This window comes from Janthinobacterium salmonicoloratum (genome assembly GCF_051380845.1).
Classification (GTDB): domain Bacteria; phylum Pseudomonadota; class Gammaproteobacteria; order Burkholderiales; family Burkholderiaceae_D; genus Janthinobacterium; species Janthinobacterium lividum_F.
The window spans coordinates 2,017,448-2,043,294 of record NZ_JBNYXV010000001.1; the positions used below are offsets into that span (position 1 = coordinate 2,017,448).

The following is a 25,847-nucleotide window of genomic DNA, read 5'->3' on the forward strand; positions in this document are numbered from 1 at the left end:
CGGCCGGGCGCAGATACATGCGGAAAGGAAATAGTATAAGAATTTCGGCACGATATTTGCCTGATCGGGCGCCGCTTGACTGGTGTCAATCACGGCGAGGCGTGCTCACTGTTGCAATCCTCCCACAGATAATCTCACCAATTATTGCAACAATTGCTGCGTCGCACTAAAATGAGAATGATTCTCATTCCTGAGAGTCAACTCCATTCATCTGAGTTCCTGCGCCCAGGCCAGGACAGCAGCGGCATGGCCAGGCAAGCCAGGCGCAACACTCCCCCAGCGACGCATATTTTGAAACAGGCATCCGCCTGCTTCATCCACCACAGCATCGCGACACCGGGAGTAGTCAATGACAATACACAGCGCGCAGCGCAAGGCCGCCGCGTTGGCGCCGACCCTCATGGCCGCGGCCATTCTCGGCACCCTGGGTGCACCAGCCCATGGCCAGGCGCAGCAACAGGAACAGAATCTGCCCGAGGTGCGCGTCAACGCGCAGGCCACCTCCGCCACCACCGAAGGCAGCGGCTCCTACACCAGCGGCAGCATGAACGCGGCCACACGCCTGAACCTGTCCGTGCGCGAGACGCCACAATCGGTCAGCGTCGTCACACGCCAGCAAATGGACGACATGAATATCCGCTCGGTCGAGGACATCGCCAATATCACGCCGGGTCTGAGCCTGAACAAAGGCGCCACCGAGCGCGCCAGCTTTTATTCGCGCGGTTTCTCGATCAGCAATTTCACGGAAGACGGCCTGACCATGTCGGCCGACGGCGACACCCTGGGTTTCGCCACCCTGGCCATGTACGACCGGGTCGAAATCCTGCGCGGCGCGGCCGGCATGCTCAATGGCGTGGGCAACCCGTCGGGCACGATGAATTTTGTACGCAAACGCCCTACGGCGGAGAACGAGGTGTCGCTCACGGGCAGCATCGGCCGCTACAACGACTACCGCGGCGAAGTCGATGCGCGCGGCGCGCTGAACCAGGCGGGCAGCTTGCGCGGGCGCGCCGTGGCCGCCTACCAGGATAGCGACACGTTCATCTCGAACTACCGCCACAAGCGCGCCCTGCTCTACGCCACCGCCGATGCCGATCTGTCGCGCGACACGACCCTGAGCGTGGGCTTCCACGTCAACGACGAGCGCAATCCCGGCTCCACGTGGTACGGCTTGCCAACGGCGCTCGATGGCAGTTTCCTGCCGCTCGACCGCTCGGCCAGCAACGCGCCCGACTGGACCTTCTGGAACAAGAAAAACACGCGCCTGTTCGCCGAACTCGAACACCGGCTGGGCAACGGCTGGAAGGTAAAACTGGCGGCGCAGGCGCTGCAGGACGAACTCGACTCCGTCGTCACGGGCATCGCCCGCGTGCCGAAGACGAATCTGTTCCGCCTCAGCGCGGCCAACGCCTTTGTCTACGACCGCCAGCAGCGCATTGTCGATGCGCAGGCAGCCGGCCCTTTCAGCCTGCTGGGCCGCCGCCATGAAATCGTCTTCGGCGCCAACTACCGCACGCGCGATACCGAGGACAAGGGCTACAAGTCGGTACCCGACTACAGCTACACCTTCAACCCCGTGCGCTGGGATACGGGCGCGCCCGTGAAACCCGCGATCGGCACGTTCTATTATGGCCAGGACAGCAAGACGAAACAGACGGGCGTCTACACGACGGCCCGCTTCAGCCTGGCCGATCCGCTGGCCCTGCTGGTGGGCGGCCGCATCGACTGGTACGACTACCACGCCGTCAACACGTTTACGGGCGCCCGCTCCGGCTACAAGGTGAGCCGGGAAGTCACGCCATATGCGGGCCTGGTGTACGACATCGACGCCCACCATTCGCTGTACGGCAGCTGGACCAGCATCTTCAATCCGCAAAGCGCCGTCGACAGGAATGGCGTGCTGCTCGATCCCGTCACGGGCATCAACATGGAGGCGGGCGTGAAGGGCGAATACTTCGGCGGCGCGCTGAACGCCTCGGCGGCCGTGTTCCGCATCGTGCAAAAGAACCTGGCGACAGCGCTGCCACTGACGCAGTGCGGTCCCGGCTTGCTGTCATGCTCCGAGGCGGCCGGTGAAGTACGCAGCGATGGGTTTGAACTGAGCGTGTCCGGCGCGTTGACGCCGCGCTGGCAGGTGAGCGCGGGCTTTACCTACAACACGGCCGAATACGCCAAGGCGCAAGGCAGCAATGCCGTCGGCGCGCGCTATGCGGCCGAGCGCCCCAGCCGCCTGCTGCGCCTGTCCACCAGCTATCGCCTGTCCGATGCGTGGCGCGTCGGCGGCGCGCTGCGGGCGCAGAACCAGATCTACAAGACCAACAGCGCCATCCGCCAGGGCGGCTACGCGGTGGCCGACCTGAACGCGGGCTGGCAAGTGAACCGCCAGCTCGACGTGCGCCTGAGCGTGACCAACGTCTTCGACCGCAACTACTACCAGGCCATCAGCAGCATCGACAGCGGCAATGCATTCGGCGATCCGCGCAGCGCCGTGCTGACGGCGAAGTACACGTTTTAAGCCAGCGCCAGCCGGCCCGGCTTCAGTTCCGGCGCCGACGCCTGCGCCGCATGCAGCTTGAAGATGCTGACGGCGTCGGCCAGGCTGGCCGCCTGCTGCTGCAGCGCATCCGCGGCGGCGGCGGCCTGCTCCACCAGGGCCGCGTTCTGCTGCGTCACGCCATCCATCTGGCTGATGGCGATGCTGATCTGCTCGATGCCGTCACGCTGCTCCACGCTGGCCACGGCGATCTCGCCGATGATGGCGTTGACGCGCTGCACGCTGCTCACCACGTCATCCATCGTGCGCCCCGCCTGGCCGGCCAGCACGCTGCCCTCTTCCACCGTACGCACGGATTCGCCGATCAATTGCTTGATTTCCATGGCTGCCGCAGCCGAGCGGTGCGCCAGGCTGCGCACTTCGGTGGCCACGACGGCAAAACCGCGTCCCTGCTCGCCCGCGCGCGCCGCTTCCACGGCCGCATTCAGGGCCAGGATATTCGTCTGGAAGGCGATGCCGTCGATGACGGCAATGATGTCGACGATGCGCTTCGACGAGGCATTGATATGGCTCATGGTCTGCACCACCTGCGCCACGGCAGCGCCACCGCGCTGCGCCACGTCGGACGCGCCGCCGGCCAGCCGGCGCGCCTGGTCCGCGTTGTCGTTATTCTGCCGCACGGTGGACGTCAGCTCGATCATCGAGGCGGCCGTTTCTTCCAGCGAGCTGGCCTGCTCTTCCGTGCGCGAAGACAGGTCCATGTTGCCGCTGGCAATTTCACCGGACGCCGTGGCGATGGCGTCCGTGCCGGCGCGCACCCGTCCCACGATGGCGGCCAGGTTGCCGCTCATCGCTTTTAAAGCGCGCAGCAGGTCGCCGATTTCATCGCGGCTGCTGTCGGCCACCACGGCGCGCAAATCGCCGGCCGCCACCTGCTGGGCGATGCCGACGGCCGCGCCCAGCGGCACGGTGATGCTGCGGATCAGCCACCACACGGTGATTGACCCCACGACCAGGGTTACCAGCACGGTGGCCAGCATGGCGATGCTGGCGCTGCGGTGCGCGGCGCCGTCCTGCTCCTTCATCTGCGCCATCAAGCTGTGCGACTGCTTGCCGATGCCCGCGACGATGGCGTCGATCTGGCGCGTCGGTTCGCGGTCCATGCCCTTGACCAGCGCATCGACGGTCTGGGCGCTGTCGGCGCGCGCGCCATCATACTTTTGCAGCGCCGCCAGGTAACTCACGCCCAGCGCGTCGTGCGCCTGCAGCGCCTGCTCCACGGGCGCCGTGTCGAGCTTCAGCGCCCCCATCATCGCTTGCAGGCTTTTCAATTCCTTGCGCGTCTGTGCGCCACTGGTGACGAAGGCCTCGCGGTAGCGCTGGAAGGCGGCCGCATCGCCGCCGCGCAGCAGGATGTTTTTCCACTCCTGCACCTGGATCTTGAATTCCACCTGCGCGCTGCGTGCAGCGTCCACCGCTTCCGTCAAGGCCACGGCGCGCTGCATGGCGTCCGCGCTGCGCGCGCTGGCCGCGTCGAGCGCGCTCCAGCCGCGCACGCCGACGAACACCAGCGCAAGAAAGAAGAAGGCGCCCAACAGACCCAGGCGGACGGAGATTTTCAGATTCGCGAGTTGCATGTATTTCTCCCTGCGGCAAGAACAAGATGGCAACAAAGGCGCCGCCAAATCTATCCAATTCTCACCAAATAAAGAAATCATGCGGCGCGCCCCGTGAAAAACCAAGCTGCGCTTTCGCTAAAGAAACACTTTCAACATAGAAACAACAAATTACACGGGAAGATTGACTGTCTGGCCATATTGCCGCGCCAGCAGCATGGTCAGGCAGGCAATCTTGCCGGCGGTGTCAGCGCGCCGCCGCGGCCGCTCCCGCGAACTCTTCGCGCAGCAACGGATACAAACGCCGGTAGCGCGCCAGCCTCTCGTCCAGCACGGCGGATGCTTGCGGCGCGACCGTTTCCTGCACCGGCGGGCGCATGCACACCTGCGCGGGCGGCAAGCCCGTCACCGCCATCTGCGCCAGGCGCGCCGCGCCCATGGTGCCGCCGGCCACGCCATGGTCGTGGCGCAGCACGTGCAAACCCGACGCATTCGCGCACAACTGGGCCCAGAAGCGGCTGCGCGAACCGCCGCCCACGAACGAAGCTTCTTCCAGCCGCGTGCCGGCACTGCGCAGGGCCGCATTGCCGTCGGCCATGGCAAAGGCCACGCCTTCCATCACGCTGTAGGCCAGCTCGGCACGCCCGTGTTCCGTCGACAAGCCGAAAAACACGCCGCGCGCGGAAGCGTCGTTATGCGGCGTGCGTTCGCCGCTTAAATACGGCAGGAAGATGGGCGCCGTGCGCGCCTCCACGCTTTCGGCCAGGCTTGCCAACTCGCCGATGTCGCTCGACTGCGTCAGCCGCACCACCCAACTGAGGCTGGACGCGGCGCTGAGGATCACGCTCATCTGGTGCCAGCGCTCGGGCAGGCAATGGCAGAAGGCGTGCACGCCCTGGCCTGGATTGGGCGCGAAGCCATCGCTGCCGGCGCACAGCACGCCGGACGTCCCCAGCGACAGCAGGCCGGCGCCCGGCTCCACCACGCCCAGGCCCACGGCGGCCGCCGCATTGTCTCCCGCGCCGCCGGCCAGCAGCACCGTGTGCGCGATGCCCCATTCCTGGCACAGGGAGGATCGCACCTGCGCGGCGGCGGCGCTGCCTTCGACCAGGCGCGGCATGTGCTCGCGCGTCAAACCCGTGGCGGCAAGCATGCGCTCGGACCAGTCGCGTTTGGCCACGTCCAGCCACAGGGTGCCGGAAGCGTCGGACATGTCGGAGACATATTCACCCGTCAGGCGCAGCGCCACGTAATCCTTGGGCAGCAAGACCTTGGCCGTGGCGCGAAACAGCGAGGGTTCGTACTTTTGCAGCCACAGCAACTTGGGCGCCGTGAAACCGGGCATGGCCTGGTTGCCCGTAATGGCGCGCGACTCGGGCACCAGCGCCTCGAGCTCGACGCATTCGGAAAACGCGCGCGTATCGTTCCACAGGATGGCCGCGCGCAGCACGTGCTGCTGCTTGTCGAGCAGGGTGGCGCCATGCATCTGGCCCGACAGCGCGATACCGCGCAAGCCGGAAAACGCCACCGGCTGCGCGCTGCGGATGGCGGCGATGACGTCCAGGGTGGCGTGCCACCAGTCTTCGGGATTCTGTTCCGACCAGCCGGGATGGGGACTGGAGACGCACAGGGTCACGCCGGCGCTGGCAAGAATGGTTTGGGCGTCATCGGTGAGGATGGCCTTGACTTCGGAAGTGCCGATATCGATACCGAGATAAGTCATTTGATTCCAAAAGAAAGTTAAGAATGGCCATCGCCGGATGGCTCGGGCATGTTCATCAGCAGGCAGGAGCGGAATTTCGACGGCGACATCTGCTTGTGCGCCAAAAACTGGCGATTGAAATTGGAAAGATTATTGAATCCCGTGCGGTAGCAGATATCGGTGACCTTCATGTCCGTGTTCATCAGCAGCTCGCAGGCCAGCGCGATGCGCTCCTGGTTCACGTATTGAATGAAGGACGTGCCCGTATGCTTGCGGAAGAAACGCGTGAACTTGAGCGTATTCATCTCCGCCACGTCGGCCACGTCCTGCTCGCAAAAATCGAGCGTGATGTTCTGCTTGATATAGGCCAGCACCAGATTGATGGTCGACGACATGTAGCGGCCCGCCTGCGCCAGGTAAGTGACGCTGGCCAGCGGGCGCCGCTCGCGGCAGTCGCACAGCTCGCCGAACAGGCGCGTAAACAGTTCGACCCGGCGCAAGCCCTGCGCCGTCGTCAATTCCTTCATCAGCGGCACCAGGCGCAGGCCCAGCGCATCGGGAAATTGCAAGCCCCTGCCAGCCTCGCCCAGCAGGGCTTTCAGGGGAGCCATTTCCGGGAACAGCAGCGCGCAACGTTCGATGAAATCGCTGGAAAACTGCAGCACCAGGTCGCGCTCGGGCAAGACCACACCTTCCGGCAGTTCGCTGACCCAGTTATGCGGCAGGTTTGGCCCTGTCAAGATCAGATTGCCCGCCCCGTAACTGCCGATATGGTCGCCGATAAAAAATTTGCCGCTCGATGTAATGATGAAATGCAGTTCGTACTCGGGATGAAAATGCCATTTCGCCACGGTGTGCGGAAAGCCGTGCGCCCAGGCACGAAACGATTCGTGGATCGGTTTGTGGATCAGTTCCAGGTCAGGCGTCACGGCAGTTCCCTTGCACGGTCTCGGTCACCCTATTCTAACCACTTACTTGACCACTGAGCGCCATGGCCAGCCCGCTATCGGCGTCGAACAAATGCATGTGTTCCTCGTCGAAGGCCAGCGCCAGGGGCTGGCCCACCTGCGCCGTGCTGTTGGCCGCATTCGCCGGCAGCAGGGCCGACAGGCTCAAGGCACCGCACTGAAAGCTGATCAGCGCTTCGGCGCCCAGCAGCTCGACCAGGTCGACCACGCACGCCAGGCCATGCGTGCCTGTCTGCTCCTGCGACAGCGCCGCGCGCAAGTGGTTAGGCCGCAGGCCGAAGACCGCGCGCGTACCCGCCTGCAGCGGGGCAAAGCGGGGCGATATCAATGGCCAGCGGTAGCCGGCGCATACGAGCACCGTTTGCCCCCCCTCCTTCTCGACGACGCCGTCGATGAAGTTCATGGCAGGGGTGCCGATGAAGCCGGCTGCGAACAGGGTGCGCGGATGGTTGTACAGTTCCGCCGGCGTGCCGATCTGCTCGATATGCCCGCCCTTCATCAGCACCACCCGGTCGGCCAAGGTCATCGCCTCGAGCTGGTCGTGCGTGACGTACAGGGTGGTGGTGCGCAGGCGGCGGTGCAGGCGCTTGATGTCGGCGCGCAGCTGCGCGCGCAGCTTGGCGTCCAGGTTCGACAGCGGTTCGTCGAACAGGAATACTTGCGGCGTCTTGATCATGGCGCGTGCAATCGCCGTGCGCTGCTGCTGGCCGCCCGACATGGCGCGCGGCTTGCGCTCGAGCAGGCTGTCCAGGCTGAGGATGGCCGCCACCTCACGCACGCGCCGCTCGATTTCGTCGTTCGGCACCTTCAGGCGGCGCAGGCCGAAGGCGATATTGTCGTATACCGTCATGTGCGGGTACAGCGCGTAGTTCTGGAACACCATCGCCACGTTGCGCGCGCGCGGCGGCAAATCGTTGACGATGGCGCCGCCGATGTACAGCTCACCGCCGCTGATGTCTTCCAGTCCCGCGATCATGCGCAGCAGGGTCGACTTGCCGCAGCCCGATGGCCCCAGCAGGACGATGAATTCGCCGTCATCGATTTCCAGATCGAACGGCTGCAGCACGGCCGTCTTCTCGTCATACGTCTTGTGCAGCTGCCTGCAGGCGATATTTGCCATGATTAGTCTCCTGCCAGTTCAATTTGTATCTTGACGTCGCGCGGATGGCCCTGAGCCGCTTCCTCGAACGCCTGTACGCCGTCGGCAAAGCCGAAGGTGCGCGAAATGAAGGGCTTGACGTCGATCTTGCCGGAGGCTAGCAAAGCGATGGCGCGCGGGAAGATGTTCGCGTAGCGGAACACCGACTCGATGCGCACTTCCTTGGCCTGGATGGCAACGATATCGAAAGGGACGTTCTCGGGCGGCATGCCGACCAGCACCAGGCAGCCGTTCGGACACAGCAAGTCGATGATGTTGTCATAGGCGCGCATGCTGCCGCTGGCCTCGAAAACGATGTCGGCGCCCCAGCCATCGGTGGCCTCGCGCACCGTGTCGGCCAGGCTGGCCTGGCGCACGTCGACCGTGGTCACAGCGGGGTTATCGGCGAACAGGGCCAGTTTTTCCGGCACCAGGTCGGCCAGGATCACACGCGAGCAGCCGCCCGCCAGCGCGGCCAGCGCATTCATGGCGCCGATGGTGCCGGCGCCGATAACCACGGCCACGTCGCCCGGCTTGATGGCCGCCTTCTTGGCCGCCTGCAAGCCGATGGCCAGCGGTTCGACGATGGCGCCTTCGCCAAAGCTGACCTTATCGGGCAGCTTGAAGGTAAATGCGGCCGGATGCACGACGTACGGCGTGAGGCAGCCGTGGATGGGCGGCGTGGCCCAAAAGCGCACGCCCGGATCGAGGTTGTACAGGCCGCGCATGGTGGCGGGCGAATCGAACTGCGGCACGCCCGGCTCCATGCAGACCCTGTCGCCCACTTTCAGGTGCGTCACTTCTGCGCCCACTTCGGCCACCACGCCGGAAGCTTCGTGACCGAGCACCATCGGCGCTTCAACGGCGAAGGGGCCGATCTTGCCATGTTTAAAATAGTGCACATCGCTGCCGCAGATGCCCACCGTGTGGATCTTGATTTTCACGTCGCGCGGGCCGACGACAAGCGGCACGTCGATGTCGCGCAAGGTGATTTTTTCCGCCTGTTCCAGTACGAGTGCTTGCATGATGAATTCCTTTTATTTGTGTTTGAGCATGGAGTTGAGCAGCCGTCCCAGGATGCCGACGAACAGCAGCGGCGGCAGCGCCAGCAGCACGGTGGAGGCGTTCACCACGCCCCACGGCACTTCCTGGCCCATCGAGGTAAAGGCCGACGCCACTACGGGCAGGGTCATGCTTTTCGACGAGGTGAGCGCCAGCGCGATCATCAGTTCATTCCAGACCAGCACGAAGCTGAAGACGATGCCGCCCATCAGGGTCTTCGAGGCCACCGGCAGTGCCACGTGCCAGAACACCTGGTAGGGGCCGTAGCCGTCCAGCGCGGCCGCTTCCTCGATCTCTTTCGGGATGCGGGCAAAAGCGGGTATCGACAGCCAGATGATGGTCGACAGGGTCACCAGCAGATACGTCACCACCATCGACAGGCGCGAGTCGTACAGGCCCAGGTCGATCCAGATCGAGATCAGGGGAATGGCCACGGCCACCGGCGGCAGGAAGCGCAAGGACAGCAAGAAGAACTGGATATCCTTCTTGGCCGGGATCGGATAGCGGGCGATCGCATACGCGGCCGGCACGCCCAGAACGGCGCCGGCAAGCACGGCCACGCCGACGATGGCCACGCTGTTGCCCAGGCCCGTCAGCACTTCCGGGCTGGCCAGCACCTGCTGGTAATTGGCCAGGGTCGGGCTGAAGAAAAAGCGCGGCACGGGCGTGACGATATCCATCAACTCCTTGAAGGAATTGAGCACGGCCCACAGGATGGGGAACAGCGCCACCAGCACGATGAGAGTCGTAATGGCGGTAGTGGTGACGGCGCCAACGCCGCGCGTGACAGTCAGTTTTCGCATTTGGCGACCCGCTTCCAGAGTAAGGTGAAGATGACAGTCGTGGCGAGCATCATCAGCACGGCCATGCTGGACGCATACGACACCTTGCCCATCAGGCCGATGCCTTGCGCATACGCGTACATGTCCAGCGTTTCGGTGGAGATGCCGGGACCGCCCTTGGTCATCACGTAGATCAGGTCGAACGAGCGCAGCGACTCGACCATCTTGATGAACACGAGGCTCATGATGGGCACCTTCAGCATCGGCAGCGCAATATATGCATACACCTGGATCGTGCTGGCGTAGTCGAGGCGCGCCGCTTCCAGTGGCTCGGCAGGCAGGGTTTCCAGCAGCTTCAGGATGACGGCGCCAAAGAACAGGCCCCACTGCCAGATGTCGACCAGCGCCACCGCGTACAGGGCCGTGGCGGGATCGGACAGCAAGGCCGTGCCACCCAGGCCCACGCATTCGAGCAGCCAGTTGAGGATGCCCATCAGCGGCGAATACATGAACTTCCAGATGAAGGCGGCCGACACGCGCGGCAGCAGCACGGGTACGATCAGCAGCAGCGCGATGACATCGCGGGTACGTCCCTTGATTCTCTCGAACAGGAACACGGCCAGCAGCACGCCGACGATCAGCGAGCCGGCCACGGTCACCACCTCCCAGATGGCCGACACCTGCACGGCATTGACGAAGCGGCGGTCGCCGAACAGGCGGAGAAAATTGGCAAAGCCGACGTAGTCGCTGTCACTGTAGCGCAGCACGCGGTTTTGCAGGGCCAGGTTGATGGCGGCGATGCTGGGCACCAGGCCCAGTACCAGCAGGACCAGCAGCGGCAGCGTCAGGAAGACGGCCGGCAGCCAGGTGTGGCGTTTTTTACGGATAGTGTGTGGCATAGGAGAGACTCTCGCAACGGACTGTCAGGCACAGGGAAGCTGGCCACCGCCTTCGCGGGCGGCGGCTGAACGGCATGCGGCTTACTTTCTCTTGCTAGCCCGTTGCATCACTTCCGTCGCGTACTCGTTGGCCTCATCGAGCGCGCTCTGCACGTCGCCGCGCGTGCCCGTAAACACCTCCTCCAAAACCACGCCCAGGTTATCGCCTATGTCCGGCCATTCGGGGCTAGGCCAGATGGTGACGCGCGAGACCGGCGTGGTGTCCGTCAGGCCCGCCTGGATCTGCGGCTTGACATGCTTGCGGAAGTAGTCGCTGGCGATGGTGCTGCTGCGGTTGTAGTCGCTGAAGACGTTGTCCTTCAGGCGTGCCTGCTCCTGTTCCTTGCCCGTGGCCCAGGCGATGAACTTGCCGGCTGCCTGGCGCGTGCATTCATCCTTCGCGCCCGTGGCCGAGATGGCCAGGCCATGGCCGTAGGCGGCCGATGCCAGCGGCGCAGGCGGACGCACATAACCGACCTTGTCGACCACCGAGGATTTTTTCGGGTCTTCCATCCAGTCGGCAAATGGCGTCGACTCGATCATGAAGGCCACCTTGCCCGACCTGAATGCTTCAAGCGCATTGCTCCAGTCGTAGGTGGCGCCCCCGGGCGGCGAATACTTGAACAGTTCGCGGTACAGGGTCGTCGCCTTGACGGCCTGCGGCGAATTGAAGGTCGGTACGCCATCCTTTTCCCACTTGCCGCCGGCTGCCAGCATGAACGGCGCCCAGCGCCAGACATTCATGCCCGAGCCGCGCTGGCCCCGCGCCGCCCAGCCATACACGTTCGGCGGATTATTCAGCTTCTTGACGGCGGCGACCAGTTCGTCGAGCGTCTTCGGCACGGCGATGCCGGCCTTTTCCAGCAGGTCGCGGCGGTAGAATAGGAAGTCGCTGCCGCCAATCAGGGGCGCGAAGTACGCCACGCCCTTGTACGAGGCGACGGCGCGGCGGCCCGGCAGGAAGTCGTCATAGTCGGCGTCCTTGGGCAGGTATTTGAGCAGGGGAACGACCCAGCCGGCCGTGGCAAATTCGGCCACGTTGGCTTCGTCGATGTAATAGATCTGGTAGGAGCCGGCCTTGGTGGAAGCGTCGAGCCTGGCCTTCGAGCGGCGGTCGTTTTCGCCGAAATAGCTGATTTGTACCTTTGTGCCGTTTTTCTTTTCATACTCGGCCAGGGTCTTTTCCATCACGGTCAGGCCCAGGCTTTTTTGCGCCAGCACCTTGAGGACGGGCACCGAGCAGCTTTGCGCCGAGGCGTCGGCAAACCCGGCGGACATGAGGGCGCCCCATGCAACAGCAGTCATGATTTTCATAACACGTCTCCATTTTTATAGTCCGATGGTTTTCCACCGGTATGCCAACTATAAAAACAAAGACTGCGCACCACCACTACAAAAGACGCGGGTTTCTAAATACTTTTTTTCACTGATGTTTCACTTCGCCGATATGGGTTTGCCGCCTCAATCCTGGCGAAAATCCTTGCGATAGATATTCGTCTCCTTGCCCTCCGGCGGCAGGCGCGAGAAACGCTCGAAGCGCAACCCCAGCTTGTTGAGCAAATTGATCGACGTCTGGTTCTGCTGCGAAGTAATGCCGTACACGGTGGGCAGGCGCAGCACGTGCTGCGCATGGCGCATGACGGCGGCGGCCGCCTCGTAGGCATAGCCCTGGCCCCAGTAAGCGGGCAGCAGGGCGTAGCCGATGTCGGGACCGGGCAGGCTGGCGCGCAGTATCAGGCCGCAGATCCCCATGGCGACGCCGTCACTGCGACGTTCAACGATGCAGAAGGCATAGCCATGCTGGCGAAACTGCGCCATCGCTCCCGTCTCCAGGGCCGCGCGGGCCGCTTCCACGGTATGCAGGTTGCGCTGGCCGATATGGGCGATCCATGAGGGTTCGTTGACCAGCGCCAGGTAGAACGCCGCATCGTCGGGCGTGACGGTGCGCAGGCGCAAGCGGGGCGTCTCGATGACGGTGATCGGCTCTGTCATGGCGCCGCTCATGCCGGCCACTGCATCGGGTCGGTCAGCAACTGGTACATCACGTAGGCGTCGACATAGCCGAGCTGCGCGTGGCGGTAGGCCAGCGGCAGGGTGGCGACGACCGTAAAGCCCAGCTTTTTCCACAAGGTGACGGCGGCCAGGTTGGTGCTGACGACGAAGTTGAACTGCATCGCCACGAAGCCCGCGCGGCGCGCCTCCTCCATGCAGTGCACGCCCAGCAGGCGGCCCACGCCCACGCCCTGCGCGGCCGGATCGACCATGAACGAGGCATTGGCCACGTGCGATCCATGGCCCGGCTGGTTCGCCACCAGCTTGTACATGCCCAGCAGGCGCTCGCTGCCCATCACGGCGACAAAGCTTTGCACGCCGGGACCGAACCAGTAGGCGTGGCATTCTTCGCGCGTGGTATCGGCGGGGAAGGTATAGGTGTCGCCAGCGGCCACCAGGACCTGGAAGATGGCCCACATGGCGTCGAAATCGGCTTCGTTGGCCGGACGGATATCAATTTCTTTCAAGGCGATGCTCCCGATAACAAGTGATGGCAGATTGTATCAGCGCCCCAGGCGGAAATTGACCGTCTCGGGCCGGCCCGGCAGTTGCAAGCGGGCCCCGGCGCGCGGCGACTCGCTGACGACTTTCCCGCGCCGCAGCACCAGGCGCCGCGCCGCGCGCAGGCGCAGCGCTTCCACCGTGGAGCCGCAATCGAGGATCAGCAAGTCCGCATGGCAGCCAGGCGCGATGCCGTAGGCATCGAGGCCCAGGATGCGCGCCGGCGTTTCCGTCACCGCCAGGAAGCAGTCGTGCATGGCTTGCTGGCCCGTCATCTGCGCCACGTGCAAGCCCATGTGCGCCACTTCCAGCATGTCGCCCGAACCGAGGCTGTACCACGGGTCCATCACGCAGTCGTGGCCAAAGGCGACGGGGATGCCGGCGGCCAGCATTTCGGGCACGCGCGTCATGCCGCGCCGCTTCGGATACGTATCGTGACGCGCCTGCAGGGTGATGTTGATGAGGGGGTTGGCAATGGCCGCCACGCCCGCCTCGCGGATCAGGGGCAGCAGTTTGCTCACATAATAATTGTCCATCGAATGCATGGACGTCAGGTGCGAGCCCGTCACCCTGCCCTGCATGCCAAGGCGCTGGCTGTGGAAGGCCAGAGTTTCGATATGGCGCGACAGCGGGTCGTCCGACTCGTCGCAATGCATGTCGACCATCAGGCCACGTTCGCAGGCAAATTCGCACAGCAGCCGCACGGATTCCGCGCCATCCGCCATGGTGCGCTCGAAATGGGGGATGCCGCCGACGACGTCGACGCCCATGGCAATCGCGCGCTTCAGATTGTCGAAGGCGCCGGGACTGCGCAGGATGCCGTCCTGCGGGAACGCCACCAGCTGCAAATCGAGATACGGCGCCACCTGCCGCTTGACGTCGAGCAGCGCTTCGACGGCCAGCAGGCGCGGGTCGCAGATATCCACGTGCGAGCGGATGGCCAGCAAGCCGCGCGCCACGGCCCAGTCGCAATACTGCAGGGCGCGAGTCACCAGGGCGTCTTGCGTCAATTGCGGCTTCAGTTCGCCCCACAAGGCGATGCCTTCGAGCAAGGTGCCGGAGGCGTTCACGCGCGGCAAGCCATAGCTGAGCGTGGCGTCCATGTGGAAGTGGGCGTCGACGAACGGCGGCGTGACCAGGTCGCCAGCGGCGTCGATCTCTTGCGCGCCCATCACGGGCAAGGCGGGGCCGACGGCGGCGATGCGGCTGCCCTCGATGGCGATATCGATGGCGCGGCGCCCGTCGGGCAGGCTGGCATTGCGGATGACAAGGTCCATGCGGACACTCCTTCGGTTGACTACAGTATCTGGTGCTTCCAGCGCATTGCCATCTTCTCGCTCAAGGATGTTGCAGTGCACGAATAGACTCACTGGCAAAAGCGTAGCCATAAATTCGCTGACAACACCTTGCGCGCGCGCAAACTTCCCTCAAATGCTGCCAGGCGCATGAATGCTGGAAGTCCGCGGCAAGCACACGGCGCACGCCCTTGAGAAAATAGCTTTCAACTAACTCGAATCACCGCTAGAATATTCATATTGCGTTGCATCAAAATCTGTCCATGATCAGCTGTTCAGCACGCTACCCACTTTACAAAACGCGGCCAACTCTGGTTTTCGGGATTTTGCAGAGCGTTTTGCCAGCATTTTAATCCGTACAAAGGAGTAAATATGTTTCCGCTTCCAGAACAATTTTCCAGCGCCGCCAAGTCGCAACTGGAAAACCAGCTGCAAATCTTCAGCACCCTGACCAGTAAAGTCTTCGAAAGCGCCGAGAAAATCATCGCCCTGAACCTGAACGCAGGCAAGGCCGCCCTGTCACACACGGCAGAAACGGCGCAACACCTGTTGGTAACGCAGGACCCGCGCGACTTCTTCAGCTACAGCACCAGCCAGGCACAGCCGAACATCGAAAGCGTGCTGGCCTACAGCCGCCAGCTGTTCGGCATCGCCTCGAGCACCCAGGCGGAATTGCTGGCCTCGGCCAAGGCCCGCCTCGATGCGGCCGCGCCGGCCATCGCAACCGCCCCGGCAACGGTGAAGCCAGCACTGGCCGTGGTCGCACCTGCTGCTGCGCCCACCGTTGCACCTGCACCTGCAGCCGCCCCAGCGCCCGTGGCCGCCAAGCCGGCCGAAGTGCTCAAGCCAGCCGCCAAGGCAGCGCCCGCGCCCGCCCCCGTTGCCGCACCCGTAGCCAAGCCAGTGGCAGCACCGGCCAAGGTTGCCGAGAAGATCGCCGACAAGCCCGCCGTGAAAGCGGTCGAAGCCAAGCCGGCAGCCAAGCCGGAAGCGGCCAAGCCAGCACCGGCACCCGCCGCCGCGCCAGCGAAAGTGGCCGCGCCAGCACCGGCCAAGCCGGCCGCAAAACCATTTCCTTCGAGCAAACCAGTCGCCAAGCCGGCCAGCACCGCCGGCAAGACCGTGGCCAAGGTTGCAGTGAAGCACACCCCTGCGCCAGCCGCCAAGCCGGCAGCCAAGGCAGCCCCAAAAGGCACGCCATCGAAACAGCTCGACATGCTGGGCGGCGGCAAAGGCAGCGGCCGCAAGTAAGCCTCGCACACGGCACTGACGCAGAAAAACAACGGGCTACGGCCCGTTTTTTGCGTGTCCGTCCACAGCGCACTTTTCTACCTTGTTGTATCCTACGCGTACTTTCCGTCCGCGTGCCCGTCCTTCCGCCCCGCGACACCCCATTATTCAAAACAAAAGGTAACCATGAGTTTATCGAGGCTCATCGCCGGCTTCGTGCGTCAGCATTGGCCGGCGTATGCCGCCGCTGCCGTCATGCTGACAGGCGTGGCAACACTGACCGTCTGGATCCCGCGCCGCGTGGGCGCCATCATCGATGCACTGGCCGCGCACCGCATGACGGCTGCCGAACTGTGGCTTGAGCTGCTGACCCTGCTCGCCGTCGGCGTCGTCATCTACTTCCTGCGCGTGGGCTGGCGCATCACCCTGTTCAAGGCCGCCTACCAGCTTGGCGTGATGCTGCGCACGCGCTTCTACACGCGCATGTCGCAGCAGGGCGCGTCGTTCTACCAGAACCAGCGCACGGGCGACCTGATGGCGCTGGCGACCAATGACATCGACGCCATCGAAATGGCCGCCGGCGAAGCCATGCTGGCAGGCTTCGACGGCACCTTGACGCTGCTGATGGTGCTGGGCATCATGCTGCTGGGCGTGGACTGGCGCCTGGCCTGCATCGCCCTCTTGCCCTTTCCGCTGATGGGACTGGCCTTCTGGCGCATTTCCAGCCATATCCATACGGCGTCGACGGATTCGCTGAAGCGCTTTTCCGCGCTGAACGACCATGTGCAGGAATCGCTGTCGGGCGTGCGCACCTTGCGCGCCCTGGGCCTGGAAGAGCGCAGCAGCGCCCAGTTTTCCACCCTGGCCGGCCACGCGGCCAACGCCAGCCTGACGGCACAGCGCTGGGAAGCGGCATACGAACCGGCCGTCGGCCTGACCCTGACGGCCGCCACGGCGCTGACCCTGGGCCTGGGCGGCTACCTCGTGTGGCAAGACCAGCTGACCATCGGCGCCTTGACGAGCTTTTCCATGTACCTGGGCCAGCTGATCTGGCCCATGTTCGCCGCCGGCTGGGTGCTCTCCCTGATCGAACGGGGCCGCGCCGCCTGGCAGCGATTGCAACCGATGCTCGACGCGCCGCTGGCCATTGACGACCATGGCAGCATCGCCACGCTCACGCCCGGCCCCCTGCAATTGCAGGATATCGGCTTTGCCTACGCGGGCCAGACGGCGCCCGCGCTGTCCGGCATTTCGCTGCGCTTGCTGCCGGGCCAGACCCTGGGTCTCGTCGGTCCCACGGGCAGCGGCAAGTCGACCCTGCTGCGCGTGCTGCTGCGCCAGGTCACGCCGCAGTCGGGCACGGCCACGTGGAATGGCCAGGCGCTCGACGCCTATACCCTGCATGCGCTGCGCGCCGCCATCAGCTGGGTGCCGCAGGAGTCCTTTTTATTCTCCGCCACCATCGCCGACAATATCGCCCTGGCCCGTCCCGGCGCCACGCGCGAGGAAGTGGAGCGGGCGGCGCAGCTGGCCGACATCCATGCCGACATCCTGCAATTCCCCGACGGCTATGCCACCCACGTGGGCGAGAAAGGCATCACCCTGTCCGGCGGCCAGCGCCAGCGCGTGGCGATCGCCCGCGCGCTGCTGGCCGACAACGGCTTGCTGCTGCTCGACGATGCCCTGTCCGCCGTCGACACGGGCACGGAAACGCGCATCCTGCAGCACCTGGAAGAATTGCGCGCGCGCCGCCCCGAGCGCAGCGCCATCATCGCCAGCCACCGCCTGAGCGCCGTCGTCAACGCGGACCTGATCCTGGTGCTGCGCGACGGCCACGTCACGGAAACGGGCAACCACGACGCGCTGATGCAGCGCGACGGCTGGTATGCCAGCCAGTGGCGCTATCAACAACTGGAGGCCAGCCTCGATGCCATCTAAGACAGTACAAGCAGATACAGCTCGCCAATCCGTACGCCGCCAGGCCGCGCAAGCCATCGGCCTGCTGCGCCGCGCCGCCGCGCCCGACCTGCGCCATTTATATTGGGCCACGTTCTGGCTGATCCTCGCCGCCGCCCTCGAAGTGACAGGGCCGATATTGGGCAAGGCCCTGATCGACCAGCATCTGCTGCCGCGCAACCTGGACTGGACGCGCATGTCCTTGCTGCTGGGCGGATGCCTGCTGACGGGCTGGGTCGCTTCCGGCCTGCGCTATTTGCAGCTGGTGCGCCTGTCCGGCCTGGCCATGCGCTCGGTGCAGCGCCTGCGCGAAACCGTGTACCAGCACGTGCTGCGCCTGCCCATGGCATTCTTTGACCGCGCCATCACGGGGCAACTGGTCAGCCGCGTCACCAACGACACGGAAGCGGTGAAATCGCTGTACGTGCAAGTGCTGTTCGTCATCCTCGATAGCTCCATCGTGCTGGTCGGCACCATGGCCGCCATGGCCTTTCTCGACTGGCGTTTGATGCTGATCGTGCTGGCCCTGCTGCCGGCCGTGCTGGTCATCGTCTTCCTGTACCAGCGCTGGAGCGCGCCGGCCGTCACGCGCGCGCGCGCCCTGCGCAGCGAAATCAATGGTCAGATCGCCGAATCGATAGGCGGCATGAGCGTGCTGCAGGCGAATAATGCGGAAAAGCGCTTCGGCGCGCGCTTCACGGGCATCAATCAGGACCACTACACGGCGCGCATGCAGGAATTGCGCGCCAACGCCTGGCTGCTGCGCCCCGCGCTCGACATGCTCAATATCGTGCTGCTGGCCGTCGTCATCTTCAGTTTCGGCCGGCGCGAGATGGGCGCCGTGGAAGTGGGCGTGCTGTATGCGTTCATCAGCTACATCGCGCGCGTGATCGAGCCGCTGATCCAGATCACCATGCAATTCAGCCAGTTGCAGCAGTCGGTGGTGGCGACGGCGCGCGTCTCGGCCCTGCTGGACGAAGCGCAGGCGCTCGAACACGCTCAGGGAAGGGACGCACCGGCCCTGCGGCATGCGAAAACGGACATCGATCTGCCCGCCGTCGACATCAAGAACCTGACCTTCGCCTACGTGGAAAACCAGCCCGTGCTGCACGAGCTGTCGCTGAGCATCCCGCAAGGCGCCTTCTTTGGCATCGTCGGCCACACGGGCAGCGGCAAATCGACCTTGCTGTCGCTGCTGCTGCGCTTTTACCCCGTCACGCAGGGCAGCATCGCCATCAATGGCGTCGCCCTCGACAGCATCGACAACGAGCACTTCCGCGCCGACGTGGGCCTGGTGCCGCAAGACCCCTTCCTGCTGGCCGCCTCGGCGCGCGAAAACATCGACATGGGCCGCGGCTACACGCAGCAGCAGATCGAGACGGCCGCACGCGCCGCGCATGCGCACGACTTCATCGCCGCACTGGAACACGGCTACGACACGCCGCTGGGCGAAGGCGGCTCGCGCCTGTCGTCGGGGCAGAAGCAACTGATCGCGATTGCCCGCGCGCTGGCCGGCCAGCCGCGCATTTTGCTGCTGGACGAAGCGACGTCGCGCATCGATAGCCAGACGGAGCAGATCGTGCAGCTGGCCCTCAACGAGTTGCGCGGCAAGGTCACCATCATCGCCATCGCCCACCGCCTGTCGACCATCCGCGAGGCCGACCGGATCATCGTGCTCAACCATGGCCGCATCACGGAAGCGGGCCCGCACGACGCCTTGATGCAGATCGAAGGCGGCCTGTACCAGCGCCTGTACCTGCTGCAGCAGCTGGCGCAGTAAAGAGGCCCTGTCAACGCCGGACGTGTGCACTTTCGCAAATTTCTGCGCCCCGCATGATATTTCTTGATTGCAACAGAATATAATCTGTTACAGACAGGTGGTCATTGCGGGAGCGGGACGTTGGCAGGCAGACAGAATCGGGCATCATGGCGAAAGGCGCATTGGCTGCTGGTATTGGCCTGCATGCTGCCGCCTGCCGCGCACGCCCAGGTCAGCAACCTCGAGCAGTATCTTGCCGCCGTGCGCGACGATGGCCGCTTCGTGCCCGCGCGCGCCCTGCAGCGCCTGCAAGAGGTGGAAACGCAGGCACGCAGCGCTCCCTTACCGGTACACGCGGAATTTCTTACCCAACTGAGCAACGCCCGCATGCGCCTGGGGCAGAACGATATCGCCATGCAGCTGGCCGAGGAACTGATCGCCTACGCCCGCCTGAACAAGAGCGACGTGGCGCTGGCGAAAGGCATGCTCAACAAGGCCTACATCACGTTCGCCAGGAACGAGCGCCGCGCCTCGCACCTGCTGGCCTTTGAAGCGGAACGCATCGCCAACCGCACGGACGACTTGCCCGTGCGCGTGCAGGCCACCATCAGCGCGGGCCAGTCGTGGGCCGAGGAAGGCAATTTCCCGTTTGCGCTGGCCAAGCTGCAGGCGGCCGTCGACCTGGCGCGCCAGAGCAAATCCCCCTCCAGCCTGGCCGCCGCCCTGAATGCCCTCACCCTGCTGTACACGCAGATGCGCGAATACGACAAGGGCTTCGAGGTGCTCGACGAATTGCTGGCCGTATCAGCCAGCCTGGCATCGCCGGGCCGCATGGCGCAGGCAAAGAATACGGAATACGGGCTGGCGCTCGACGCGCAACAGCCGCAACGGGGCCAGCGCGCCCTGCTGGCGGCCCTGGCACTGGAACGCCAGCTGGGCGCGCGCGGCATGGTGGCCGTCACCCTCGTTAATCTGTCGGACAGCTACCTGAAGGAAGGCGATTATGCGCGCGCCCTGCGCTTTGCGAATGAAGCCATCACGGCGGCGCGCCTGGTCAACAATGAACAGGTGGAGGCGACGGCGCGCCTGAACATCGGCCAGGCGCTGATCGGCCAGGGACGCTTGCAGGAAGGCAAGCAAAGCGTGGCCACGGGACTGGCCTACTACGAACGCACGGCCAACCAGCCGGAAATGCAGGCCGTGCTGCTGGAATACGGCATGGCGCTGGAAAAGGCGGGCGACCTGCGCGGCGCCGTCACGGCATATCACCGCGAGCGCGGCATTTCCAACCAGCTGTTCGAAAAGCAGCGGCAAAAGGCCGTGTACGAATTGCAGGAAAAGTATGAAGCGGAAAAGAAACAGCGCCAGATCGAGCTGCTGAGCCGCGAAAATCAGCTCAAGAGCACGGAAATCGACAACCGCCGCCTGCAGCAGCGCGTGTGGTGGTTGCTGGCGCTGGTACTGGCCATGGCGTCCGCCATCGTCGGCTTGCTGTACCGCAAGGTGCGCCATGCGAATGTGCAACTGAAGGTGAAAAACCAGGAACTCAAGCGCCAGAGCTCGCGCGACCCGCTGACGGCCCTGTACAACCGCCGCCATTTCCAAGAATTCATGCGCAGCCATGCGGGCAAGCCGCAACCGGCCTACGGCGGCGCCGATGTCGTGGGCGCACTGTTCCTGCTCGATGTCGACCATTTCAAGCACATCAACGACGCTTACGGCCATGCGGCAGGCGACCTGGTGCTGACGACGATCGCCGAAACCTTGCATGAGGTGTTGCGCGAAACGGACATGATCGTGCGCTGGGGCGGCGAGGAATTCCTCGCCTTCCTGCCTGCCGTCGCGCGCGATGGACTCGACGATATCGCGCGGCGCATCCTCAACGGCATGGCGGCACAGGTCATCCATTACCAGGGGCAGGCCATCAAGGTGCACGTGTCCGTGGGCTTTGCGCCCTATCCGCTGGCGCCGCTGGGACGGCCGCTCACGTGGGAACGCAGCGTCAACCTGATCGACATGGCGCTGTATCTGGCCAAGGCGCACGGGCGCAACCGGGCGTATGGCTTGCGCGGTTTTCAGCAAGTGGAAAAAACCACCCTGGAAGCGGTGGAGCAAGACCTGGAACGCGCGTGGCGCGATGGCTTTGTCGATTTGAGCGTGGTGCTGGGGGGAACGGACGGGAAGGATAGTGCAAGTACAGGGACAACGGCGCATGGCAGGCCGGCTGGCGCCAGCGATGGCGTGGCCGCAGCCGCCATCACCTGACGACAGCTGCGGGGACCGGGCCGGCAGAGGCCGGCCCTGGCGCTATTACTTGTGCGCGGCGTCCTGCATCTTTTCGCCGGCTTTTTCCACTTTCTTGCCGACGGCATCGGCCGCTTCGCTCATTTTCTTGTCAGCGTCAGAGGCGACCTGATCCATCTTGGCGCTCGTATCGGCAGCGGCCTGGCTCACGGCGGCGTCGGCTTTGGTCGCGGCGGCCTTGATGTCGGCTTCAGCCTTGGCAGCGGCCGCATCGATCTTCTGGCCCGCTTGTTCCGCAGGACCTGCGGCGACATCACTCTTCTTCTGGCAGGCAGCCAATGCCACGACCATCATCCCGGCGGCGCACACGGTCATCCAATTTTTGCTTACTTTCATGATATTCCCTTTCATTGTTATCAAAAGACACAGATCAGTTTGCAATATACACCTGCCTAAAATTTTCTAGCGTGCGCTAACGCACATAAGAACAGGCTTTTGTGGCGTAGTTGTAAGCAATGGTATCTTGATATTTTTCAACCATGTTTTCCCTGCGCCGTAGCGGGGGCCTGATAGCCATCCGTCAGCGTGCGCAGGAAGGCAATCACATCGGCGATCTGCCCATCGTTCAGGGCGGGAGCCTGGCCCGGCTGGCGGTCGAACGGCGCTTCCACGTTGACGTTCGCCACCAGGCCGGGCGGCAGGTCGTCGTATTTGCGCACCTTGCCGTTTTTATCTGTCGGATACCATTTTTGCGGCGCCGTATCGCGCTGCACGTAAAAACGCAGCACCTGCTCCAGGCTGTCAAAGCTGCCATTGTGGAAAAATACCTTGCGCAGGGCGACATTGCGCAGGGACGGCGTCTTGAAGCTGCCGCAGTACTCCTTGTGCTCTCTCAAGTCGCTGCGGTCCGGGCCACACAAGCCCATGTCGAAGAATGCCGGGTCCGCATTCGCCGGCAGCTTGCCGTTGCGCGGCACGCCGATATTGATCAAGCCGTAGTCCGTAAATTGCGGGAAGGCGCCGCCGGAAGTCACCTGGCTGATATGGCAGGACGCGCAATTGCCCTTGCGTTCATCGTTGAACAGGGCCAGGCCGCGCGCTTCCTGCGGCGTCAGGCTGGCCTGCTTGCGCAGCACGGCGTCGTACTTGCTCGTGTACGGATAGAAATCGGCAGGGCTTTCCTGGAACACTTCCAGCGACATCAGCGCCCAGCGCAAGGCCTGGCCCGGCTGCTCGAAGATATCCGCGCCATACGTCTGGCGAAACTGCGCCGCCAGCGGGCCGGCCTGCAATTTGGCGACGACGGCGGCCGCATCGCGGTTGCCCATCTCGCGTTTGGATAGCAACGGCGCCAGGGCCTGCTCATGGCCCGACTGGGCGCGGCCATCCCAGTTGCGCCCGCCCGTGGGACCGGCGTCGACGCTGTCGTCGCCATCGTCGTCGTGATAATGCTCGGTGAATGCGGGCGCGGTCTGGAGATAGCGCAGCGAGGGCGCCGCGCGCGTGCCCGCATCCTTCAATTCCGGGCCGCCCAGCTGCACCGCCAGCCCATTCGGCGGCCCATACGCGTGTTCGGGACTGTGGCAGCTGGCGCACGACATCTTCCCCGACACGGACAGGCTGGGCTCGAAAAACATGGCGCGGCCCATGGCCGTCATTGCCGCCACCGAAGGCTGGCGTTTCAGCGTGGGCGCGTAGGCCCCGGCCAAGTAGGCGGGCGCGGGCGCGGCCTGGGCGTCTTTCGGCGGCGCGGGCTGGCAGGCGGACAGCACGCAGATGGCCAGCAGCAGGGAGAGGTTCGTTTTCATCATGGGCTGGCAGCGTAGCAATGGCATATGACAGCTGCGTGACAAAACCCTGCAAAACCTAATGTATCAAGTCCGTACATTACGTCATGTAACAGGCGCTGACATGTCACAGAGCTGACATATTGCCTGCCTAGCATGCGACGTTTTCCACCCAGAAGGCTTGAACATGAAACCGCACGCCCGTCCCGTCTTACGTCCCCTGCCAATCTTGCTGTCGCTGGGCCTGGCCGCCTGCGGCAGCAACTACGCGATCACGCCCAGCACCACGGGCCAGGTGATCGGCAGCTACTATGAAAACGCCCAGGTGTGCCTGGAAAGCGCCAGCGCCAAACTGACGTGCGACAGCGCCTCCGCCGCCGTGCGCACGGCCGCCGACGGCAGCTACACGCTCGACGGCCAGGGCGCCGTGCTGGTGACCATCGGCACGGACGCCATCCGCCATGAAACCATCGGCGACGCGGGCACCAAGGTCACGCAAAAACTGCTGCTGCGCGCGCCCGCCGGGCACAGCGCCTTCGTCAGCGCCCTGTCGACGGAGCTGGCGCAAGTCATGGACGGCAACGGCGGCGACTTTACGGCCGCCAGCAGCAAGCTGGCCGCGCGCCTCGGCGTGTCCGAAGGGGGCCTGGCGTCCGACTTCAACAAGGCCAGCGGCGACGAGCAGGCGAAACTGAAGGCGGAAAACGCCAGCGTGACGGCCATGATCGCCAGCGCCAGCGCGCAGGCGGCGCCCGCCGATGCGCTGGCCGCCCTGAACGGCGCACTGGCGCTGAACAATATCCAGACCATCGTCGTCATCTACGCGGAAAACCGCGGCTTCGATAATCTGTACGGCCTGTTCCCGGGTGCGAACGGCGTGCCCGGCGTGAACCCCACGTCGACGTCCGCTTACGTGCCGCAGAAAGATTTCGACGGCAGCACCCTGCCCGTGCTGCCGCCCACCTGGGGCGGCATGACAGCAGCCGGCCAAAGCACCGTCATCACCCAGGCGCAGTCGGCCAACCTGCCGAACAAACCGTTCCAGATCGATGACGCCAGCAGCCCCCTGTACCTGCCGCAATCGGTGATCACGCGCGATCTCGTGCACCGCTTCTACAACAACCAGATGCAGATCAACGGCGGCGCCAACGACAAGTTCGCCGCGTATTCCGATGCGGGTGGCCTGTCCATGGGCTATTACGACGGCAGCAAGATGCAGCTGTGGGACATCGCCAAACAATATGCGCTGGCCGACAATCTGTTCATCGGCGCCTTCGGCGGCTCTTTCCTCACGCACCAGTACCTGATCTGCGCCTGCGCACCCACCTATCCGAATGCCGACACGTCGGTGGCCAAGGGCTCGATCGCGAAGATCGACGTCGACGCCAACGGCAACTTCCTGCGTCTGACGCCGTCCGCCACGGCGCCAGGCACGGTCCTGAACGGCGCGCCCGCCTATGCCAATGACGGCGCGCTGACGCCGGCCGACAGCACGGGCATGTTCTACGCCGTCAATACCATGCAGCCGCCATTCCAGCCCAGCAGCAACGCGCCCGCGTCCGGCGACAGCAGCAAGTTGTATGCGGACACGGGCAAGGCCAACACCCTGCCGCAGCAGACGCAGACGAATATCGGCGACCTGCTCTCTGGCAAAAACATCGACTGGGCCTGGTATGCGGGCGCCTGGAAGGATACGACGGCCCTGGCCACGGCCAGCGCGCGCGCCGGCAGCTTCCCGAATCCGCCGAACTTCCAGTTCCATCATCAGCCGTTCAATTACTTTGCCAACATGGACCCGGTGAAGGCGCCCGCCTACCGTGCTGCCCACCTGCGCGACTTCGACAGCCAGTTCCTGGCCGACGCGGGCGCCGGCAAGCTGCCGCCCGTGGCCTTCTACAAGCCGCAGGGCAACCTGAACCAGCATGCGGGCTACGCCAGCGTGGCCGATGGCGATGCACACATCGCCAGCGTCATCGCCCAACTGAAAAAGAGTCCGCAATGGAAGAACATGCTGGTCATCGTCACCTACGATGAAAACGGCGGCTTTTATGATCACGCCGCGCCGCCGAAGGGCGACCGCTGGGGCCCGGGCACGCGCGTGCCGGCCATCCTCGTCTCGCCATACGTGAAAAAAGGCTTGGTTGACCATACGCAATACGATTCGGCGTCCATCTTGCGCGCCATCACGCACCGCTTTGCGCTACCCGTGCTCGACGGCTTGAACACGCGCGACAAGGCGCTGGTGGCCAATGGCGGCAAGCCGATGGGCGACTTCAGCGCGGCGCTGGCGCTGGTGCCGCAAGAGTAAGCGTCGATTCAAACG

19 protein-coding genes are annotated in these 25,847 nt (G+C 64.3%); 6 read left to right on the forward strand and 13 right to left on the reverse strand.

Going from position 1 to position 25,847, the window contains the following annotated elements; genetic code table 11:
• Positions 1 to 349: 349 nt before the first annotated feature.
• Positions 350 to 2,515: a TonB-dependent siderophore receptor gene (locus ACQ4WY_RS09360; RefSeq protein WP_436503746.1), complete on the forward strand. Its 2,166-nt coding sequence runs from the start codon at positions 350 to 352 to the stop codon at positions 2,513 to 2,515.
• On the opposite strand, the gene ACQ4WY_RS09365 is transcribed toward ACQ4WY_RS09360, so the two are convergent.
• The 11 genes from ACQ4WY_RS09365 to ACQ4WY_RS09415 form a co-directional block, all read right to left on the reverse strand.
• Positions 2,512 to 4,131 carry a methyl-accepting chemotaxis protein gene (locus ACQ4WY_RS09365; RefSeq protein ID WP_436503747.1) on the reverse strand — a complete coding sequence of 540 codons (1,620 nt, stop codon included), beginning with the start codon at positions 4,129 to 4,131 and terminating at the stop codon, positions 2,512 to 2,514. The two genes, ACQ4WY_RS09360 and ACQ4WY_RS09365, sit on opposite strands and share 4 nt — an antisense overlap.
• A 226-nt stretch (positions 4,132 to 4,357) precedes the next feature.
• Positions 4,358 to 5,833: a xylulokinase gene (gene xylB / locus ACQ4WY_RS09370; RefSeq protein WP_436503748.1), complete on the reverse strand. Its 1,476-nt coding sequence runs from the start codon at positions 5,831 to 5,833 to the stop codon at positions 4,358 to 4,360.
• A 17-nt stretch (positions 5,834 to 5,850) separates the two neighbouring features.
• A complete protein-coding gene (locus tag ACQ4WY_RS09375; protein ID WP_077408099.1) occupies positions 5,851 to 6,741 on the reverse strand; it encodes an AraC family transcriptional regulator in 891 nt (296 codons plus the stop codon).
• 34 nt (positions 6,742 to 6,775) lie between these two features.
• Positions 6,776 to 7,900 (reverse strand): ABC transporter ATP-binding protein, encoded by a 1,125-nt coding sequence (locus ACQ4WY_RS09380; protein ID WP_436503749.1) that lies wholly within the window; start codon positions 7,898 to 7,900, stop codon positions 6,776 to 6,778.
• A gap of 2 nt (positions 7,901 to 7,902) precedes the next feature.
• A complete protein-coding gene (locus tag ACQ4WY_RS09385; protein WP_436503750.1) occupies positions 7,903 to 8,943 on the reverse strand; it encodes an NAD(P)-dependent alcohol dehydrogenase in 1,041 nt (346 codons plus the stop codon).
• Between the two features lie 12 nt (positions 8,944 to 8,955).
• Positions 8,956 to 9,783 (reverse strand): carbohydrate ABC transporter permease, encoded by an 828-nt coding sequence (locus ACQ4WY_RS09390; protein ID WP_436503751.1) that lies wholly within the window; start codon positions 9,781 to 9,783, stop codon positions 8,956 to 8,958.
• Positions 9,771 to 10,661, reverse strand: coding sequence for a carbohydrate ABC transporter permease (locus tag ACQ4WY_RS09395; RefSeq protein WP_436503752.1), 891 nt, complete (start codon positions 10,659 to 10,661; stop codon positions 9,771 to 9,773). The genes ACQ4WY_RS09390 and ACQ4WY_RS09395 overlap by 13 nt, the downstream gene beginning before the upstream one ends.
• Before the next feature lie 81 nt (positions 10,662 to 10,742).
• Positions 10,743 to 12,014, reverse strand: coding sequence for an ABC transporter substrate-binding protein (locus ACQ4WY_RS09400; RefSeq protein ID WP_436503753.1), 1,272 nt, complete (start codon positions 12,012 to 12,014; stop codon positions 10,743 to 10,745).
• Between the two features lie 147 nt (positions 12,015 to 12,161).
• Positions 12,162 to 12,692 carry a GNAT family N-acetyltransferase gene (locus ACQ4WY_RS09405; RefSeq protein WP_436503754.1) on the reverse strand — a complete coding sequence of 177 codons (531 nt, stop codon included), beginning with the start codon at positions 12,690 to 12,692 and terminating at the stop codon, positions 12,162 to 12,164.
• Positions 12,693 to 12,700: 8 nt separating this feature from the next.
• Positions 12,701 to 13,219, reverse strand: coding sequence for a GNAT family N-acetyltransferase (locus tag ACQ4WY_RS09410; RefSeq protein ID WP_436503755.1), 519 nt, complete (start codon positions 13,217 to 13,219; stop codon positions 12,701 to 12,703).
• 36 nt (positions 13,220 to 13,255) lie between these two features.
• A complete protein-coding gene (locus ACQ4WY_RS09415; protein WP_436503756.1) occupies positions 13,256 to 14,530 on the reverse strand; it encodes an amidohydrolase family protein in 1,275 nt (424 codons plus the stop codon).
• 390 nt (positions 14,531 to 14,920) lie between these two features.
• Between ACQ4WY_RS09415 and ACQ4WY_RS09420 the strand changes: the two genes are divergently transcribed.
• The 4 genes from ACQ4WY_RS09420 to ACQ4WY_RS09435 all read left to right on the forward strand — a co-directional run bounded on the left by ACQ4WY_RS09420 (position 14,921) and on the right by ACQ4WY_RS09435 (position 21,758).
• Positions 14,921 to 15,799 (forward strand): phasin family protein, encoded by an 879-nt coding sequence (locus ACQ4WY_RS09420; protein ID WP_436503757.1) that lies wholly within the window; start codon positions 14,921 to 14,923, stop codon positions 15,797 to 15,799.
• Between the two features lie 165 nt (positions 15,800 to 15,964).
• Entirely contained in the window at positions 15,965 to 17,716 is a 1,752-nt protein-coding gene (locus ACQ4WY_RS09425) for an ABC transporter ATP-binding protein (RefSeq protein WP_436503758.1), read from the forward strand.
• Positions 17,706 to 19,514, forward strand: coding sequence for an ABC transporter ATP-binding protein (locus ACQ4WY_RS09430; RefSeq protein ID WP_436503759.1), 1,809 nt, complete (start codon positions 17,706 to 17,708; stop codon positions 19,512 to 19,514). The genes ACQ4WY_RS09425 and ACQ4WY_RS09430 overlap by 11 nt, the downstream gene beginning before the upstream one ends.
• A gap of 183 nt (positions 19,515 to 19,697) precedes the next feature.
• Entirely contained in the window at positions 19,698 to 21,758 is a 2,061-nt protein-coding gene (locus tag ACQ4WY_RS09435) for a sensor domain-containing diguanylate cyclase (protein WP_436503760.1), read from the forward strand.
• Positions 21,759 to 21,803: 45 nt separating this feature from the next.
• Here ACQ4WY_RS09435 and ACQ4WY_RS09440 read toward each other — a convergent pair whose 3' ends face one another.
• On the reverse strand, positions 21,804 to 22,178 hold the full coding sequence (locus ACQ4WY_RS09440; protein ID WP_436503761.1) for an apolipophorin: 375 nt from the start codon (positions 22,176 to 22,178) through the stop codon (positions 21,804 to 21,806).
• Between the two features lie 92 nt (positions 22,179 to 22,270).
• Positions 22,271 to 23,548 (reverse strand): cytochrome-c peroxidase, encoded by a 1,278-nt coding sequence (locus tag ACQ4WY_RS09445; RefSeq protein WP_436503762.1) that lies wholly within the window; start codon positions 23,546 to 23,548, stop codon positions 22,271 to 22,273.
• A 163-nt stretch (positions 23,549 to 23,711) separates the two neighbouring features.
• Here ACQ4WY_RS09445 and acpA point away from each other — a divergent pair, with 163 nt between their 5' ends.
• Positions 23,712 to 25,832, forward strand: a complete 2,121-nt coding sequence (gene acpA, locus ACQ4WY_RS09450; RefSeq protein ID WP_436503763.1) for an acid phosphatase — start codon at positions 23,712 to 23,714, stop codon at positions 25,830 to 25,832.
• Positions 25,833 to 25,847: the final 15 nt, after the last annotated feature.